General features: G+C 28.9%; 14 protein-coding genes. 13 read left to right on the top strand and 1 reads right to left on the bottom strand.

What is annotated here, in order from left to right:
• Window positions 1–420 precede the first annotated feature (420 nt).
• The 6 genes from M9405_RS02605 to der all read left to right on the top strand — a co-directional run bounded on the left by M9405_RS02605 (window position 421) and on the right by der (window position 7,961).
• Window positions 421–1,593: an IscS subfamily cysteine desulfurase gene (locus tag M9405_RS02605; RefSeq protein WP_250223146.1), complete on the top strand. Its 1,173-nt coding sequence runs from the start codon at window positions 421–423 to the stop codon at window positions 1,591–1,593.
• Between the two features lie 230 nt (window positions 1,594–1,823).
• A complete protein-coding gene (gene ndk / locus M9405_RS02600; protein WP_250223563.1) occupies window positions 1,824–2,225 on the top strand; it encodes a nucleoside-diphosphate kinase in 402 nt (133 codons plus the stop codon).
• Window positions 2,226–2,473: 248 nt separating this feature from the next.
• Window positions 2,474–3,604 carry a 23S rRNA (adenine(2503)-C(2))-methyltransferase RlmN gene (rlmN, locus tag M9405_RS02595; RefSeq protein WP_250223145.1) on the top strand — a complete coding sequence of 377 codons (1,131 nt, stop codon included), beginning with the start codon at window positions 2,474–2,476 and terminating at the stop codon, window positions 3,602–3,604.
• Window positions 3,605–3,839: 235 nt separating this feature from the next.
• Window positions 3,840–4,925: a flavodoxin-dependent (E)-4-hydroxy-3-methylbut-2-enyl-diphosphate synthase gene (gene ispG / locus M9405_RS02590; RefSeq protein ID WP_250223144.1), complete on the top strand. Its 1,086-nt coding sequence runs from the start codon at window positions 3,840–3,842 to the stop codon at window positions 4,923–4,925.
• A gap of 56 nt (window positions 4,926–4,981) precedes the next feature.
• Window positions 4,982–6,274, top strand: a complete 1,293-nt coding sequence (hisS, locus tag M9405_RS02585; RefSeq protein WP_250223143.1) for a histidine--tRNA ligase — start codon at window positions 4,982–4,984, stop codon at window positions 6,272–6,274.
• Window positions 6,275–6,488: 214 nt separating this feature from the next.
• The gene (gene der / locus M9405_RS02580; RefSeq protein WP_250223142.1) at window positions 6,489–7,961 is read left to right on the top strand and encodes a ribosome biogenesis GTPase Der; all 1,473 of its coding nucleotides are present in this window, start codon (window positions 6,489–6,491) and stop codon (window positions 7,959–7,961) included.
• Between the two features lie 49 nt (window positions 7,962–8,010).
• On the opposite strand, the gene mqo is transcribed toward der, so the two are convergent.
• A complete protein-coding gene (mqo, locus tag M9405_RS02575; RefSeq protein ID WP_250223141.1) occupies window positions 8,011–9,576 on the bottom strand; it encodes a malate dehydrogenase (quinone) in 1,566 nt (521 codons plus the stop codon).
• Window positions 9,577–9,974: 398 nt separating this feature from the next.
• On the opposite strand from mqo, the gene guaB reads away from it, so the two are divergent.
• From guaB to M9405_RS02540, 7 genes are all read left to right on the top strand, one after another.
• Window positions 9,975–11,441, top strand: coding sequence for an IMP dehydrogenase (guaB, locus tag M9405_RS02570; protein WP_250223140.1), 1,467 nt, complete (start codon window positions 9,975–9,977; stop codon window positions 11,439–11,441).
• 95 nt (window positions 11,442–11,536) lie between these two features.
• The gene (gene guaA / locus M9405_RS02565) at window positions 11,537–13,159 is read left to right on the top strand and encodes a glutamine-hydrolyzing GMP synthase (RefSeq protein ID WP_250223139.1); all 1,623 of its coding nucleotides are present in this window, start codon (window positions 11,537–11,539) and stop codon (window positions 13,157–13,159) included.
• 106 nt (window positions 13,160–13,265) lie between these two features.
• Window positions 13,266–14,090, top strand: a complete 825-nt coding sequence (locus tag M9405_RS02560) for an urease accessory protein UreD (protein ID WP_250223138.1) — start codon at window positions 13,266–13,268, stop codon at window positions 14,088–14,090.
• A gap of 10 nt (window positions 14,091–14,100) precedes the next feature.
• Window positions 14,101–14,403: an urease subunit gamma gene (locus M9405_RS02555; RefSeq protein ID WP_250223562.1), complete on the top strand. Its 303-nt coding sequence runs from the start codon at window positions 14,101–14,103 to the stop codon at window positions 14,401–14,403.
• Between the two features lie 33 nt (window positions 14,404–14,436).
• Complete coding sequence (locus M9405_RS02550; RefSeq protein WP_250223137.1) at window positions 14,437–14,751, top strand: urease subunit beta; 315 nt, start codon at window positions 14,437–14,439, stop codon at window positions 14,749–14,751.
• Between the two features lie 4 nt (window positions 14,752–14,755).
• Window positions 14,756–16,465, top strand: a complete 1,710-nt coding sequence (gene ureC / locus M9405_RS02545) for an urease subunit alpha (RefSeq protein ID WP_250223136.1) — start codon at window positions 14,756–14,758, stop codon at window positions 16,463–16,465.
• A 340-nt stretch (window positions 16,466–16,805) separates the two neighbouring features.
• Window positions 16,806–17,507, top strand: a complete 702-nt coding sequence (locus M9405_RS02540) for an urease accessory protein UreF (protein WP_250223135.1) — start codon at window positions 16,806–16,808, stop codon at window positions 17,505–17,507.
• The last annotated feature ends 68 nt before the right edge of the window (window positions 17,508–17,575 follow it).

Raw genomic sequence — 17,575 nt, 5'->3', positions numbered from 1 at the left:
AAAAACTATCATATACACTAATAAAACTAAAAAATAATCTTATAAAGAAGATATTAATAATTAAGTCTCATAGCATAACTTATATAAATTTATACTACGTTAGTTAATTTATAGATCATAAAATAATGTAAAATTCAATTTACATACCTCTTGCAAAAATCATATACTATTCTTTATTTTAGATAGAAAAGGACTATTAAATCAATCATTTAAAATAAATGTTTTACATACATAAAATAAAATATATATTACTTTTAATTTTATTAAATTAAATATTATTATAATACTATAGAATAGAATGTATTTAATACATATTCCATCAAGATCAAATATATTAAATAATTTATATTTCATATAATGTGTATGAAATATAAATTCTCATATTTATATGCAATAAAATTTAGTATTGGAGTATTTTAAATGAAATTACCAATATATTTTGATTATGCTTCTACTACCCCAGTGGATCCTAGAGTAGTAAAAAAAATGCTACAATACCTTACTATAGATGGAATATTTGGAAATCCATCGGCTCGTTCCCATTACTATGGCTGGAAAGCAGAAGCAGCAATAAATATAGCACGCAAACAAATCGCTAACTTAATAGGGGCTGAGTCATGCGAAATTATTTTTACATCTGGCGCTACTGAGTCAATAAATCTTGCTATAAAAGGAATAAGTCAAAATTATCAAAAAAAAGGCAAACATATTATTACAAGCGCAACAGAACATAAAGCAGTTTTAAATACTTGTAAATACCTTGAAAGCAACGGATTTAAAGTTACTTATATCATACCACAATCTAATGGATTAATAAATTTAAATCAAATCAGTAAACTACTACAAGATGATACTATTTTAGTATCTATTATGCATGTAAATAACGAAATTGGCATTATACAGGATATTGCAAGCATTGGTAAATTATGTCGACTACATGATATAATTTTTCACGTAGATGCAACACAAAGTGTTGGGAAATTACACATTGATTTATCTATTCTGCCGGTAGATTTAATGTCTTTTAATAGCCATAAAATATATGGACCAAAAGGAATCGGTGGATTATATATTAGAAAACATAGAGACCCAAAAATTTATCTTACTACACAAATACATGGAGGTGGTCAAGAAAATAATATACGTTCCGGAACTCTCCCCGTGCATCAAATCGTTGGAATGGGTGAAGCGTACCGTTTAGCCCAAGAAACAATGACAACCGAAATGATACAATTAAAAAAACTAAAAAATAATTTGTGGAAAGGACTAAAACATATCGAAGGTATATCAATTAATGGAGATCTAAAATACAGTGTTGACACGATACTAAATATCAGTTTTAACAATATAGATGGAGAAACACTCATGACAGTATTAAAAGATTTTGCCTTATCTTCTGGTGCTTCTTGTGCATCTGGAGAATTAAATCCATCCCACGTATTAAAAGCTTTAGGCAAAAAAGATGAAACTGCATATAATTCCATCCGATTTTCTTTTGGTAGATTTACTACTGAAGCAGAGATAAAATACGCTATTCAGCATATCATCAATACTATATTGAAATTAAATACAATGACTAATATATTATATTAATAATAAATACCAACACTAATATATAGTGTTGAATATATAACCAAAACACAATGAACATATAGTCTTTGTCTTTAACAAAATTAAAATAAACACATAAGATATATACTATTAATAAGCACAGATATCTTAAAAATCAAAAAAATAAAAATACTTTGTTTATTTAAAATTTAACAAAACTTAAACAAGTAAACTGCACGCTATGTTAATCAACAATAGGAATATTTATGTCTATTAAAACAGAACATACATTGTCTATTATCAAACCTGACGCAGTAGCTAAAAATGTTATCGGAGCTATAATTAATAGATTGGAAACTTCAGGTTTAATGATAGTAAATGCCAAAATACTACAACTTACCTCAATACAAGCATCCGAATTTTATGCAGCACATCAAAATAAATTCTTTTTTAACGAATTAATAAATTTTATGATTTCTGGTCCTATATTTATACAAATATTAAAGGGTTATCAAGCTATAAAAAAAAATCGAGAAATCATGGGAGCTACTGACCCAACTGTTGCTTTATCGGGTACTATCCGATCTGATTATGGCTATAATTGCACTAAAAATGCTATTCATGGTTCTGATTCTAAAAAATCCGCCATACGTGAAATTTCTTATTTTTTTTAAAAAATAACAACTTAATTATACTAAATTAAAATATCTCAAATTGTAAAAACATATATATTACGTATTAATAAATAAACTGTTCATAAAAATTAAAATTAATCAATAGCACACATCATATATTAATATGAATTAACCTTTTATAACAAGTAAATTTATATTTTTTAAAAATATAAAACCATGCTACTTTAGTACATAAAGTATGTGTGCTAATGTTTATATACAATAAATTAATAATTAGGGACTCATTAATGAACACAAAAATAAATCTTCTGAATATGAACCGAGAAGAATTATTAAACTTTTTCCAAAAAATCGGTGAAAAACCTTTTCGAGGATATCAAATAATGAAATGGATTTATCATTATTACTGCAATGATTTCAATCAAATGACAAATCTCAGTATAAATTTAAAAAAAAAATTAGCAAAAATCTCTGAAATACGCGCTCCAATAATAAAAAAAAAACAAATATCTTTAGATGGCACAATAAAATGGACTATGCAAGTTGATACACAAGAAATAGAAACAATTTATATTCCTGAAATCTATAGAACTACATTATGTATATCATCACAAATTGGATGCGCTGTAGGATGTAGTTTCTGTGCAACTGCACAACAAGGATTTAATAGAAATTTGAAAGTATCAGAAATTGTGGGTCAAGTATGGCAAATATCTAAAACTATTCAACTAAATAAAAATATTACACATAATAAATATTCTCCAATTACTAATATTGTATTTATGGGAATGGGAGAACCACTCCTAAATATTAAAAATGTCACATCAGCTATAAAGATTATATTAGATAAATTAGGCTTTGGAATTTCAAAAAGACGTATTACTTTATCAACTGCTGGGATAGTCCCTGGCATAGAAAAACTAACAGATATAGTAGATATACCAATAGCTATATCACTACATGCTCCAAATGATCATATTAGAAGCAAAATTATGCCAATTAATAATAAATATAATATTAGTAATATATTAAATTCAGTAAATAAATACTCAAAACACTTTAAATCTAATCACAGACGAATAACAATAGAATATATTCTATTAAATCATGTTAATGATGATATATCACATGCTCATCAATTAGCAAAAAAACTTAAAGGAATTCCATGTAAAATTAATTTAATACCATGGAATCCAATTCCAAATACTCCATATACCTGTAGCTCACGTATTCGTATACATAAATTCTTACAAATTTTATTACAGTACAAAATTAACACTATCATCAGAAAAACTAGAGGAGCAGATATCAATGCTGCTTGTGGACAATTAACAGGAACAATAACAAATCGTATAAATTTTAATATTTCTAACTGTACAAATTACACTAACAATATTGCAGTAAACAATATTACTTAATTAATTTTATTAATAGTAAATACTACGCTAATAAAACTTTATTATATAAATTAAATAAACACAAACTATAAAAAATTATAACATATCATTACAAACATATTATAAATATAGTATGTTCTATATTTAACAGCATATTACTTATAATATTCTATAATTTAGAACATAGTAAATAAAAAATTATACAATATATAACTCATGTATATTAAATTTTTCTCAACAATCTAAAGGAAGAAATATGAAAAATTTATCAAACATTATACGTAGAAAATCTACACGAATCTATGTAGGCAACGTCCCAATTGGAGATAACGCACCAATCTCAATACAATCTATGGTGAATACTCGTACTACAGATATAGCAGCAACTATTCAACAAATCCAATCTTTAAAAAAAGCAGGAGTAGACATTATACGAATATCCATACCCACCATTGACGCTGCAGAAACGTTTAAAATAATTAAACAAAAAATTACTGATGTTCCATTAGTAGCAGATATTCATTTTGATTATCGTATTGCATTAAAAGCTGCAGAATATGGAGCAGATTGCTTACGAATCAATCCTGGAAATATTGGAAATATTGAAAGAATTAAATCTGTAGTACACTGTGCACAAGACAAAAATATATCTATCCGTATCGGTGTAAATTCTGGATCTCTTGAACATGATTTGCAAAAAAAATACAATGGTAAAATAACAGCAAATATTTTATTAGAATCTGCAATGAAACATGTAAACATTTTAGAAAAACTAAATTTTCATCAATTTAAAGTTAGTATTAAATCCTCTGATGCTCTAATTACAATACAAGCATATCGTGAACTAGCAAAAAAAATAGATCAACCGCTACATATAGGGCTAACTGAATCTGGAACATTCCGTAACGGAACAGTAAAATCTGCTATAACATTAGGATTTTTGTTAAATGAAGGAATTGGAGATACAATGCGCATTTCTTTGGCCGCAGATCCCGTAGAAGAGGTAAAAGTAGCATTTGACATTTTAAGGACATTAAATTTACGCCAGCAAGGTGTAAACATTATAGCTTGCCCAGGATGCGCTCGACAAGAATTTGATGTAATTAAAGTAGCAAATTCTCTAGAAGAAAAAATTAGTGATATTACTACTCCCATGAATGTCTCTGTGATTGGTTGCGTAGTTAACGGTCCAGGTGAAGCGATAAAATCAACTATCGGAGTTGCCGGAGCAAAAAAAAAGAGCGGTATATATGAAGATGGGATTCGACAAAAAACACGCTGTGATAACGACAGGATTGTGGAAGAATTAGAACGTCGAATTAGAAAAAAATCTAAATTTTAGAATAAAAAATTTTTACTATAACAAACAAATAACCAATCTTATTTAATAATACAAGTATGAATAAAAGTATCCAATCTATCCGAGGTATGCACGATATCTTACCAAAAGACACTATAATTTGGCAATATATAGAACATACTCTAAAATCTATTGTACACGATTACGGATATAAAGAAATACGATTTCCTATCGTAGAAAATACAAATTTATTTCAACGATCTATTGGAGAAATTACCGATGTAGTAGAAAAAGAAATGTATAATTTTAAAGATCGTAATGAAAACAGCATAACACTACGTCCAGAAGGCACGTCGGGATGTGTTAGGGCTGGAATTGAACACGGATTATTTTATAATAATCAAGAACAACGTCTATGGTACTATGGACCAATGTTTCGTTATGAAAGACCACAAAAAGGTCGTCATAGACAATTTCACCAATTCAGCGCAGAAGCTTTTGGATGTACTGGACCAAATATAGATGCTGAGTTAATTCTGATTACTGCGCGTTGTTGGGAAAAATTAGGCATCAACAAAAATATCTCTTTAGAAATAAATTCAATAGGTTCCATACAATCTAGGACGAATTATCGTAAAAAATTAATATCTTTTTTAGAAAAACATTTAAAAAAATTAGATCATTACGCTTTACGCCGACTACATTCCAACCCACTACGTATCTTAGATACAAAAAATCACGCAACTAAAGAACTATTACATGCAGCACCAATGATAAATGATTATTTAGATAACGATTCACACACTCATTTTTCTAAATTATGTCAGTTATTAGATGCGACAAAAATACCATATACAATTAATCCATATTTAGTACGTGGTTTAGATTATTACAATAAGACAGTCTTCGAATGGATTACTACTACTGATCATAATAACAAAAAAAAAACCATTTGTGCAGGTGGCCGTTACGATACACTAATACAAGAACTCGGGGGACCATCGGTACCCGCCATAGGTTTTTCTATGGGAATAGAACGCATAATATTATTAATGCAAGCAATTAATCATGAAATTTTTAATAAAAATATCCATAACGATGTATATTTAATTAATTCTTCAGATTTCGATATACAAAAACATGCAATTTTAATATCTGAAAATATTCGATCAGAATTCCCATCTATTCGATTAATAGTACACCACAGAAAAGACAGTATAAAAAAACAAATACATCTCGCTTATAAAAATAAAACAAAAATTTTACTAATATTAAATGAAGAAAATTTTTTAAAAAAAACTATTATATTAAAAAACTTACAAACAAATGCAGAAGAAATACTGAAATTGCATGAAATTAATACGAAATTAAAATACATCTTAAATATATAACACATAAAAATAATATATTACCGATAAAATTTATACAAAAATATTATACATATACAATATATATAAAATAAAACACACCATACATTATAAAATATACGAAACAAATATTACCAACTATTATGTATATTATAATATTGAGCTATAATAACTACTATAGTACTATGTCTTAATAAGAACACTTATAAATTAACAACATAAAATATTAAAAACTAAAATGACAATGCCCATTATTGCCTTAATTGGGAGGAAAAATGTAGGAAAATCTACTCTATTTAATAAACTAACGCAAAAAAACGATTCTTTAATTTCTCCCTACCCGGGGTCGACACGGGACAGACAGTATGGTTTCTTTCAATGTAAAAACTTTAAATCTATTCTAATTGATACTGGAGGAATTGATGAATTACACAATAATAAAAACGAAACCATTCAAAGTAGCATTTTTTATCAGACGAATTTAGCTATAAAAGAATCTGATATTCTATTGTATATTACAGACAAACGCGCTCATCAATCTACTTCAGACAATGAAATAATAAAAAATTTAGTAAAAACAGAAAAAAAACATATATTTTTTATTATCAATAAAATTGATAACGTCAAAAACTTAATAAATAATTCCCTGTGGGAATATCCTTTTTACTACACAAAACATATAATGTTTATATCTGCAATGCATGGTTATGGAATAAAAAACCTAATAAAACAATTATTCTTATGTATTGCTAAAAATAAAATCGGTCATAATAAAAATAATCTGCTAAATCATATACATAAAAAAATTTTGCATAGTAAAAATAATACTAAAAAAATTAAATCAACAAATAATAAAATTATTTGTACCAAATTACATACGGAATTACCCATAATAAAAAAAACAGAAAAAAACGCTGTAACCCTAGCTATTGTAGGATGTCCCAATTCTGGTAAATCTACCTTAATTAATTATATTTTAAAAACTAATCGTGTAATTGCTGATAGCGCACCCGGTACTACTAGAAATAGTACCAGCATACCTATTATTTATAATAAGCAAAAATATATATTAATTGACACTGCCGGAATACAAAAAAATCGCAATACTACAGAAAAAATTTATACACTTAAAACATACCAAATTATAAAAACTGCACAAATTGTATTATTTTTAAATGATATAAGTATGGGAATTTCCAATAAAGATTTACAGTTGTTACATTTTATACTAAAAAATAGTGCAGCACTAATAATCGCAATAAACAAATGGGATAAAATTTCTAAAACTTCACAACATACAATCAAACAATCACTATATAATAAAATACATTTTATTCACTACACAAAAATATATTTTATTTCAGCCTTATATGGAACAGGAATAAAAAAGCTCTTCCAATCAATACATAACACACATCTAAATTCTATAAAAAATATCACTACAACAAAACTCATATCAATTTTATACGCTGCTACTACTAAAGTTCCTCCCCCACCTTTTAATAAGAGTAAACAAATAAAATTAAAACACATTCATATTGGAAAAAATAATCCATTAACTTTCATTATTCACGGTCCTCATGCCAACAAACTTCCTAAACACTATCAACAATATTTAAAAAATTTTTTTTACCGTACACTTAAAATAACTGGAATTCTATTGCATATATATTTCAAAAATACCGCTAAATCACTGCTAAATAAAAAATAACACCTTCAATCTATTAATATATTTAAATAATAAATAAAATACATAAAATCTAACTGCATTTTTTATGAGAAACAGCTTCTAAATACTTTAACCCCAACCTATCACAAGTGTACCGTCTAATTTTATTTACCAATACAATATCATGACTTAACTTACACTTGTAAGTAGGTATCATATCCATGAGCTTTTCTTTCCACGCTATACTATCCATTTTACCTCTAAACATTTTCTGTAATATTTCTAATACTATAGCAACTACAGTAGACGCTCCAGGAGAAGCACCTAGTAATCCTGATAAAGTACCGTTATGAGAACTAACTACTTCTGTCCCAAACTGTAATACCCCTCTTTTTTCATCACTGTCATCATTTGTCTTTATAATCTGAACGCGCTGTCCTGCTGTAACTAAGATCCAATCTGATGAATTAGCTTTAGGATAATATTCTTTTAGTTTAGCAATACGCTTTTTATCTGACATTACTAATTGATTAATTAAGTACTTAATTAGCTCAAAATTATCTATACCTACTTGTAGAATCGAAAATAAATTATGCCTATTTAATGAATTAAACAAATCTAACCATGAACCACTTTTTAAAAACTTACTGCTAAAAGTAGCAAATGGACCAAATAATAAAAATTTTTTACCATTCAAAATTCTAGTATCCATATGTGGCACTGACATTGGCGGTGCATGCATGGATGCTTGACCATATACTTTAGCAAAATGCTGTGAAACAATTGCAGGATTTTTAGTAACTAAAAATTTTCCACCTACCGGAAATCCAGCATATTTAAAAATCTCCGGAATTCTAGAAGTTTGTAATAAATTTAATGCCCTACCCCCAGCGCCTATAAAAACATAACTCGCACAAATATCTTTTTTTTGTCTACACCGCTTATCTAGTATATGCACCCTCCAAGTAGCATCACTATTACAATGCAACGAAATTACATCATGTTGTAAATATACACTACAATTTATATTGTTTTTTAACGCACTAAACATCTGTTTAGTAAGTTCACCAAAATTAATATCTGTCCCTATCTGCATAAAAGTAGCAGCTACTTTCTGAGACATGCTACGTCCATTCATAATAAGAGGAGCCCATTTATAAATTTGTTCTAAATCTTCAGAATACATCATTCCACTAAATAAAATATTATTTTGCAATGCTTGAAAACGTCGTTTTAAAAAATCAACATTTTCTTTATTCCAAACAAAACTCATATGTGGCACATTATTAATAAACGAACCTGGATAATGAATAACTTCATTTTCTACCAAAAAAGCCCAAAATTGAAGTGACATCTCAAACGCTTCATTAATAGCAATCGCTTTTTCAATATTAACAACTCCATCCTTACCATACGGCGTATAATTCAACTCACAAAAAGCTGCATGACCAGTTCCAGCATTATTCCAAATGTTAGTACTTTCCTGAGCTGAACCATCAAGACGTTCATATATATGAATACTCCAAGTTGGCTCAAGGTAAGTCAAAAACATTCCAAAAGTTATACTCATAATACCCGCTCCAACTAATACCACATCCACAGATGATTTACGTTCTAGAAAACCACACGATTCAGGTAAAATAGTAATTTTTTTCATTTACGCCACTCAAATATAACAAATAATTTCACATATCATCTAAAATAATTTTAAATATCAATCAAAATATTTAACTCACAAAAATCTAATATCAATACTGTTATGTATAACATACAAGTAATAATTTAATATTAATTATATACATCAAAATAAACATAATAAACTAATACTAATTAAAATAAAATCTATTTATAACTTTCGAAACCTATTAAAACTATTAGTCTCTAATAAATATACTAATTTTAATTAGTAATACAAATCCTCATAAATCTCATACTTTAAACTTGATTAATTATAAAAATTATGCTAGAAATGGAACCGTTAGGTGCGCGGGGGTCAACCATATATAACATGTTATATATACAATTAAATATTAGATTTACGTGATGGATAATAGAATGTTTAATGTTTTGAAGGAAGCTTTGACTTTTGATGATGTTTTAATTGTGCCTGCTTATTCAAGAGTGTTACCTACTGAGACTATTTTGAAAAGTTCTATAACTAGTTCTGTGTTTTTAAATATTCCTATTGTTTCTTCAGCTATGGATACAGTTACGGAGTCGGCTTTAGCTATCGCTTTAGCTCAAGAAGGGGGATTAGGTTTTATTCATAAAAACATGTCATTGGAGCAGCAAGTTAATGAAGTTTACCGTGTTAAACGTTATGAAAGTGGAGTGGTTGCTAATCCGCAATGTGTTACTCCAAATATGACTTTGTTACAAGTTAAAGAACTTACTGTTCGCAACGGTTTTGGAGGATATCCAGTAGTAATTAATGGAAAGAATTTAGTGGGGATTATTACAAGCCGAGATGTTAGATTTGCTAGTAATTTATCAGATTATGTGTTTTCTGTTATGACACCTAAAGAGCGTTTAGTGACAGTTTTAGAAAAGGAAAGTCGAGAAATAGTTTTAAGTAAAATGCATAATAAAAGAGTAGAAAAAGTGTTATTAGTTGATTCTGAATTTTGTTTAAAAGGTATGATTACAGCTAAAGATTTTGAAAAAGCAAAACGTAAACCATATGCGTGTAAAGATAATTATGGAAGATTACGAGTGGGAGCTGCTATTGGAATAGATTGTGATTATGAAGAACGTGTTACTAAATTAGTAGAGGCTGGTTTAGATGTTTTATTAATTGATTCTTCCCATGGTCATTCGGATAGAGTATTAAAATGTATTAGAAACATTCGCGCTATATACCCTAATTTGCCTATTATTGGAGGTAATGTGGTTACTAAATTAGGAGCTATGGCATTAGTAGATTCTGGTGTTAATGCAGTAAAAGTAGGAATAGGACCGGGTTCTATTTGTACGACACGTATTGTAACGGGTGTAGGAATTCCTCAAATTACAGCTATTTCTGATATTTCAAGCGCGTTGAAGAATGTTAATATTCCGATTATTGCAGACGGTGGAATTAGATTTTCAGGAGATATCGCTAAAGCTATTGTAGCTGGTGCACATTGCGTAATGATTGGCTCATTACTGGCTGGAACTGAAGAATCTCCTGGAGATATAGAATTTTATCAAGGTAGATCATTTAAGACTTATCGGGGCATGGGTTCATTAGCAGCTATGTCTCAAGGATCTGCAGATAGATATTTTCAACAAAGAGATTCTGTATGTAAGTTAGTTCCAGAAGGTATTGAAGGTAGAGTGCCTTACAAAGGAAAATTAGAAATAATTATTCATCAATTAATAGGTGGATTACGCTCTTGTATGGGTTTAACTGGTTGTCGAACTATTAATGATTTAAGAACACATGCCAAGTTTGTTCGTATTAGTTCATCTGGTATGAAAGAAAGTCATGTACATGATGTAATAATTACAAAAGAATCACCTAATTATCCGATATTTTATTAAATTATATTATTTATTTGTGAAAATTAAATGTTTTCTTATTATCAGAAATAATATTGGTACAATTTATCATAATTGACTTTATGGATTGTTAATAGATGATTACCAGCAATAATAAAATTATTATTAATAATAATTGTTGCGATACTTATCGTATATTGGTAATTGATTTTGGATCGCAATACACACAATTATTACTCAGAAGAATTCGTGAGTTGGGTGTATACTCTGAAACTTATTCTTTTTGGAATGCTGATATATCTAAAATATCAAATTTTAATCCTAATGGTATTATTTTATCAGGCGGTCCTCATAGTATTGTTAATAATTCTTATCCAAATATTCCTAATGCTTTGTTTACTTTAGGAATTCCAATACTAGGTATTTGTTTAGGTATGCAAATTATGGCGTACAAATTGGGTGGGACGGTAAAGAATATAGTGTTGCAACGTGAATTTGGTTGTTCTGAAATTATGTTATTGTCCGACAATGTTCTTATAAAAGATATTTATGATTATATTGACGATGATACGGGTTATCCTATAATAGATGTATGGATGAGTCATGGAGATGTAGTGACTGTTGTTCCCGATGGCTTTAACATTGTGGGTGTCAATAAAAATCAACAAGTTGCTATTATGATTAATGAGGACAAAAATTTATATGGTATACAATTTCATCCAGAAGTAACACATACTAAAAAAGGTAAAAATATTTTAGAACGTTTTATTAAAGAAATTTGTTGTTGTGTATCTTCTTGGCAGATAAATAATATTACTAAGGATATTATTAATAAAATTAGTATTACAGTAGGTAAAACTGATCAGGTATTACTTGCATTCTCAGGTGGGGTTGATTCATTAGTTACTGCTATATTATTACATCATGCGATTGGTCGCCGGTTTATTTGTATTTTTATAGATAATGGTTTATTACTGGATAACTCTATATCTAATAGAGTCTATGATTTTTGTATTAAACATTATAATTTTAATATTATTCGTATTTCGGCAGAAAAAAGATTTTTAGATGCTTTAATTGGTATTACGAATCCAGAAGAAAAAAGAAAAATAATTGGCAGAGTATTTACAGAAATTTTTTCTGAGCAAATCAGTAATTTAGTTTCTATAAAATGGTTAGCTCAAGGTACTATATATTCAGATGTTATTGAATCCGGTATGTCGTTCTCTGTTTTTAAAAATGTAATTAAATCACATCATAATGTTGGCGGATTTACTGGAATTAAAAATATTCATTTATTAGAACCAATTAAATATTTATTTAAGGATGAAGTACGTAATATTGGACTAAATTTAGGTTTACCGTATGATATTGTATATAGTTATCCATTCCCAGGTCCTGGTTTAGCTGTTAGAATATTAGGTGAAGTAAAAAAAGAATACTGTGAAATTTTAAGAAAAGCTGATTCTATTTTTTTTGAAGAATTGCATCGGCATGATTGGTATAAAAAAGTGAGTCAAGCTTTTGCAGTATTTTTACCTGTATATTCAGTTGGAATACAAGGAGATCAAAGAAAATATAAGTGGGTTATTGTTCTAAGAGCGGTAGAAACTACAGATTTTATGACAGCAAATTGGGTGCAATTTTCTTATGATTTTTTATGTATAGTATCTAATCGTATAGTTAATGAAGTGGAAGGTGTTTCTAGAGTAGTATATGACATTTCCTCTAAACCTCCAGCAACTATTGAGTGGGAATAAATTTATATTTAGCAGTAATTCAATTATTTATACATATAAAATTTCTGTGATTATTGTAATTGTAAAAATTATTACATATAATACTATGTGTTATGGATAAAAATTAATGGATAAACACTCGAGTCAAGTATGGTTGGGGAAGTTACAGTTAAATTTTTCATTAAAACAAGGAATAAGTGTTTTGACGAAATGTCAGCATGTTGGTCCTTTCTATGTGAAAAAATGTTTTTATCCCAGAAATGATGATATTCCGCATGTTTATTTATTACATCCACCAGGCGGTTTAGTGGGAGGAGATAAGTTAATACTAAATGTTCAATTAGAACCTAATAGTAGCGCGCTACTTACAACTCCTGGCGCTTCTAGATTTTATCGCAGCAATGGTCTTTATGCTGAACAAACGAATATGTTTAAATTAAGAAAAAATACTACCTTAGAGTGGGTTCCGCAAAGTAGTATTTTTTTCCCTAAAACAAAAGCAAAAATTCATAATACTTTTATTTTAGAAGAAGGAGCTCGAGTTATTGCTTTTGAAACATTATGTTTTGGGTATCTATCATCCCATGTATTACTTTATCCAGAAGAAACAGATATTTATTTAAATGTTATTATATCTAATTCTGTTGGATTACAAGATCGATTTAAAGTGACTGAATTAGAATATTTTGAAAAATTAGGAGGATTTTTTATCAGTGCTATGTTATTTGCAATTCCTTCAGATTATGAAATATTAAAAAAAGTACGAACATTAATTAAACCTGTACGATCTTCTTATATCGGTGGGGCATCTTTGTTAGATACTATACTGATAGTACGGTTATTAGGGAAGGATCATCAATTTATAAAACAATTAATTCATCGTATTTGGTATATTGTACGTCCTGCTGTAATTGGAAAAGATGTCACTATACCTCGCATTTGGTTTACGTAAAGGGTTTTCTATGAAATTATTACCACGTGAAAAGGATAAGTTATTACTTTTTACAGCTGCATTATTAGCTGAAAGACGTCGTCATAGAGGGTTAAAATTGAATTATCCAGAAGCAGTGGCATTAATTAGTTATACAATATTAGAAGGAGCGCGTGATGGGAAAAATGTATCGGAATTAATGTCGCTCGGTAAAAATATATTAACTAGGAACGATGTAATGTTAGGAGTACCAGAGATGATTTCTAATATACAAGTAGAAGCCACTTTTGTGGATGGTACTAAATTAGTAACAATACATGATCCTATTATTTAGAAATTATATTATTAATAATTAACATAAAATTACATGGTTCCAGGTGAATGGCATATTTCTCACGGAGAAATAGAATTAAATTTTGGTAGAAAAAAAATTTTAGTAACAGTTATAAATTGTGGAGATAGACCTATACAAGTTGGTTCTCATTTTCATTTTTATGAAGTTAATACTGCATTAAAATTTAATAGGGTTGTTACGCTTGGATTTCGTTTAAATATACCTTCTGGTACTGCAATACGTTTTGAACCAGGGCAATCTAGAAACGTAGAATTGGTTGCATATGTAGATGCATGTAAAATTTATGGGTTTTGTAAATTAATAATGGGTGCTATTACTTCAAATTAGTTTTATGACAAATATATTATCTCGATATGATTATGCTAAGTTATTTGGTCCTACTGCAAAAGATTCTGTGCGTCTAGCAGATACTGAATTATGGATACAGATAGAGCAAGATTTCACTGTATATGGAGAAGAATTAAAATTTGGTGGAGGTAAAGTTATACGTGATGGTATGGGTCAAGGGCAAATGAGTAGTGTAAATTGTGCTGATTTAGTTATTACTAATGCTATTATTATTGATTATTGGGGCATAATAAAAGCAGATATTAGTATAAATAATGGGCGTATATCTGGCATTGGCAAAGCAGGTAATCCTGATATACAACCTGATATATCAATCAATATTGGTCCTGGTACGGAAATAATATCAGCAGAAGGAAAAATTATTACAGCCGGAGGAATAGATGCTCATACTCATTTTATTTGCCCTCAACAAATAGAAGAAGCATTATGTTCGGGTATTACTACATTGATTGGTGGTGGAACTGGACCTGCGACTGGAAGTAATGCAACAACATGTACTCCAGGACCTTGGTTTTTATCTCGTATGTTACAAGCAGTGGACACTCTGCCTGTAAATGTTGGATTGACAGGAAAAGGTAGCGCTTCTTTACCTAAAGCGTTAGAAGAACAAATAATTGCTGGTGCTATTGGTTTAAAAGTCCATGAAGATTGGGGAGCAACACCTGCTTCCATTGATTGTTGTTTGAATGTAGCAGATGCTTTCGATATTCAAGTATCTATTCATACTGATACTTTAAATGAATCTGGATTTTTTGAAGACACTATATCTGCAATTAACGGTAGAACAATACACGCTTATCATACAGAAGGGGCTGGAGGCGGACATTCTCCAGATATTATCCGTATGTGTGGTTATAATAATGTGTTGCCTTCTTCTACTAATCCTACTATGCCGTATACTAATAATACAATAGATGAACATTTAGATATGTTGATGGTATGTCATAATTTAAATCCCCATCTTCCCGAAGATATAGCATTTTCAGAATCTAGAATTCGTAAAGAAACAATTGCTGCTGAAGATATATTACATGATCTTGGCGCTGTATCTATGATTTCTTCTGATTCTCAGGCTATGGGGCGCGTTGGTGAAGTCATTTTACGTATTTGGCAAACTGCACACAAAATGAAATTACAAAGAGGCCCATTGTTGTTAGATAATGATAAATATAATGATAATACTCGTATTAAACGGTACATTGCAAAATATACTATTAATCCTGCTATAACTCATGGGATTGCTCATGAAGTTGGTTCTATTGAAATTGGAAAATTAGCAGATTTGGTATTATGGTCGCCTATTTTTTTTGGAATTAAACCAGAATTGATTATTAAAGGGGGCATGATTGTTGCTTCTATGATGGGAGATCCTAACGCATCTATTCCAACGCCACAACCTGTACATTATCGATCAATGTTTGGAGCCTATGGAAAAGCGAACAATTCTACACGCATGACATTTTTATCTCAGATTGCATATGATTCTAATATAGTTAGTGATTTAAATTTGCGAAGTTTAATTGGGAAAGTTAGTAAATGCAGAACTATTCAAAAAAAACACATGGTTAATAATTCTTGGCAGCCAATAATTGAAGTAGATTCTCAGACTTATCAGGTAAGGGCTAATGGAGAATTATTAACTTGTGCTCCAGCCGATGATTTGCCTATGTCTCAGCGTTATTTTTTATTTTAAGTTTATATAAATATTTTATTAAGACAACCAGTTATGTGTTATATACAAAATAGCGTTATGTTATTAGTTATACAGTACTTATTCAAAATCAATATAAATGAAACATTTTATTTTTTTTTGTATAGAAACATTATACATATAAAATGTATTGATTGTATGTGTTACGCAGATAATACATTATAAATATGTCTGTTTTTATCAAATATTATAATATTTGATAAAAACGTTTTAGAAATATATAGACGAAATATTTATGTATGTTTAACGCGTAATTAATATTATTAATTGTTTATTTTTGTATAATAAAAGTATTATAAGTAGTTTTATGAAATAAATTATTATGTGTATCAAACAAAATAGTGTATCATTATTATTTTTAATGCAGTTAATTAGTTCTAACTTACCTGTAGGTGGTTTTATGTATTCTAGAGGATTAGAATGGGCTATAGAATACAAATTAGTTAATTCTGAAAAAACTTTTTGTTCCTGGCAAGAGCAATGGATTAATGGTACTTTGGTATACTTGGATTGGCCTATGCTTAAACGTTGCTATTATTATACAAAAATTTCTGACGAAAAAAATTTTTTTCAATGTACATCACATATTTTGTCATATCGTGACACTTATGAACTTAGATTAGAAGAACAACAACGTGGAAAAGCTATGAAAAAATTAGTATTGCAATGGTACCCAACATTATTTACTAATCAAAGAAATAATACTATTTGGTTATTAGCGTTGGAACGAAGTGGATTAGCATCAATAGCATGGTTAGGGTGTATGTGCGGTATTCCTTTGCATAATTTAGCATTAGGATATGCTTATAATATGTTGGAAGCGTCTGTAATGGTAGGACTAAAATTAGTGTTGTTTGGTCAGAGTAGTGCTCAATCTTTATTAAGATATTTTATCACAATACTCCCTAAAGCTTGGGAAAAATCTAAAACTATATCAGATAGTGAATTAGGTAGTAGTTTTTTATTGCAATCTATTGCATCTGCTTGTCATGAAACACAGTATTGTCGTTTGTTTCGTTCTTAAATATGTTCTGTAAAATGCTTAGTGTAATTAAATATTCATATTTCTTATAATACAAGAGAGTATTTAGA

Origin of the sequence: Candidatus Blochmannia ocreatus (assembly GCF_023585745.1) — a bacterium.
Lineage (GTDB): Bacteria > Pseudomonadota > Gammaproteobacteria > Enterobacterales > Enterobacteriaceae > Blochmanniella > Blochmanniella ocreatus.
Note: the sequence above shows the minus strand (reverse complement) of the source record. Positions and strands in the feature narration are given on the sequence as shown.

What these genes read in the sequence shown, in the direction of transcription:
- M9405_RS02605 (WP_250223146.1), top strand. Translation starts at nt 421, where the DNA reads ATGAAATTACCAATATATTTTGATTATGCTTCTACTACCCCAGTGGAT.
- rlmN (WP_250223145.1), top strand. Translation starts at nt 2,474, where the DNA reads ATGAACACAAAAATAAATCTTCTGAATATGAACCGAGAAGAATTATTA.
- ispG (WP_250223144.1), top strand. Translation starts at nt 3,840, where the DNA reads ATGAAAAATTTATCAAACATTATACGTAGAAAATCTACACGAATCTAT.
- hisS (WP_250223143.1), top strand. Translation starts at nt 4,982, where the DNA reads ATGAATAAAAGTATCCAATCTATCCGAGGTATGCACGATATCTTACCA.
- der (WP_250223142.1), top strand. Translation starts at nt 6,489, where the DNA reads ATGACAATGCCCATTATTGCCTTAATTGGGAGGAAAAATGTAGGAAAA.
- mqo (WP_250223141.1), bottom strand. Translation starts at nt 9,576, where the DNA reads ATGAAAAAAATTACTATTTTACCTGAATCGTGTGGTTTTCTAGAACGT.
- guaB (WP_250223140.1), top strand. Translation starts at nt 9,975, where the DNA reads ATGTTTAATGTTTTGAAGGAAGCTTTGACTTTTGATGATGTTTTAATT.
- guaA (WP_250223139.1), top strand. Translation starts at nt 11,537, where the DNA reads ATGATTACCAGCAATAATAAAATTATTATTAATAATAATTGTTGCGAT.
- M9405_RS02560 (WP_250223138.1), top strand. Translation starts at nt 13,266, where the DNA reads ATGGATAAACACTCGAGTCAAGTATGGTTGGGGAAGTTACAGTTAAAT.
- M9405_RS02555 (WP_250223562.1), top strand. Translation starts at nt 14,101, where the DNA reads ATGAAATTATTACCACGTGAAAAGGATAAGTTATTACTTTTTACAGCT.
- M9405_RS02550 (WP_250223137.1), top strand. Translation starts at nt 14,437, where the DNA reads ATGGTTCCAGGTGAATGGCATATTTCTCACGGAGAAATAGAATTAAAT.
- ureC (WP_250223136.1), top strand. Translation starts at nt 14,756, where the DNA reads ATGACAAATATATTATCTCGATATGATTATGCTAAGTTATTTGGTCCT.
- M9405_RS02540 (WP_250223135.1), top strand. Translation starts at nt 16,806, where the DNA reads ATGTGTATCAAACAAAATAGTGTATCATTATTATTTTTAATGCAGTTA.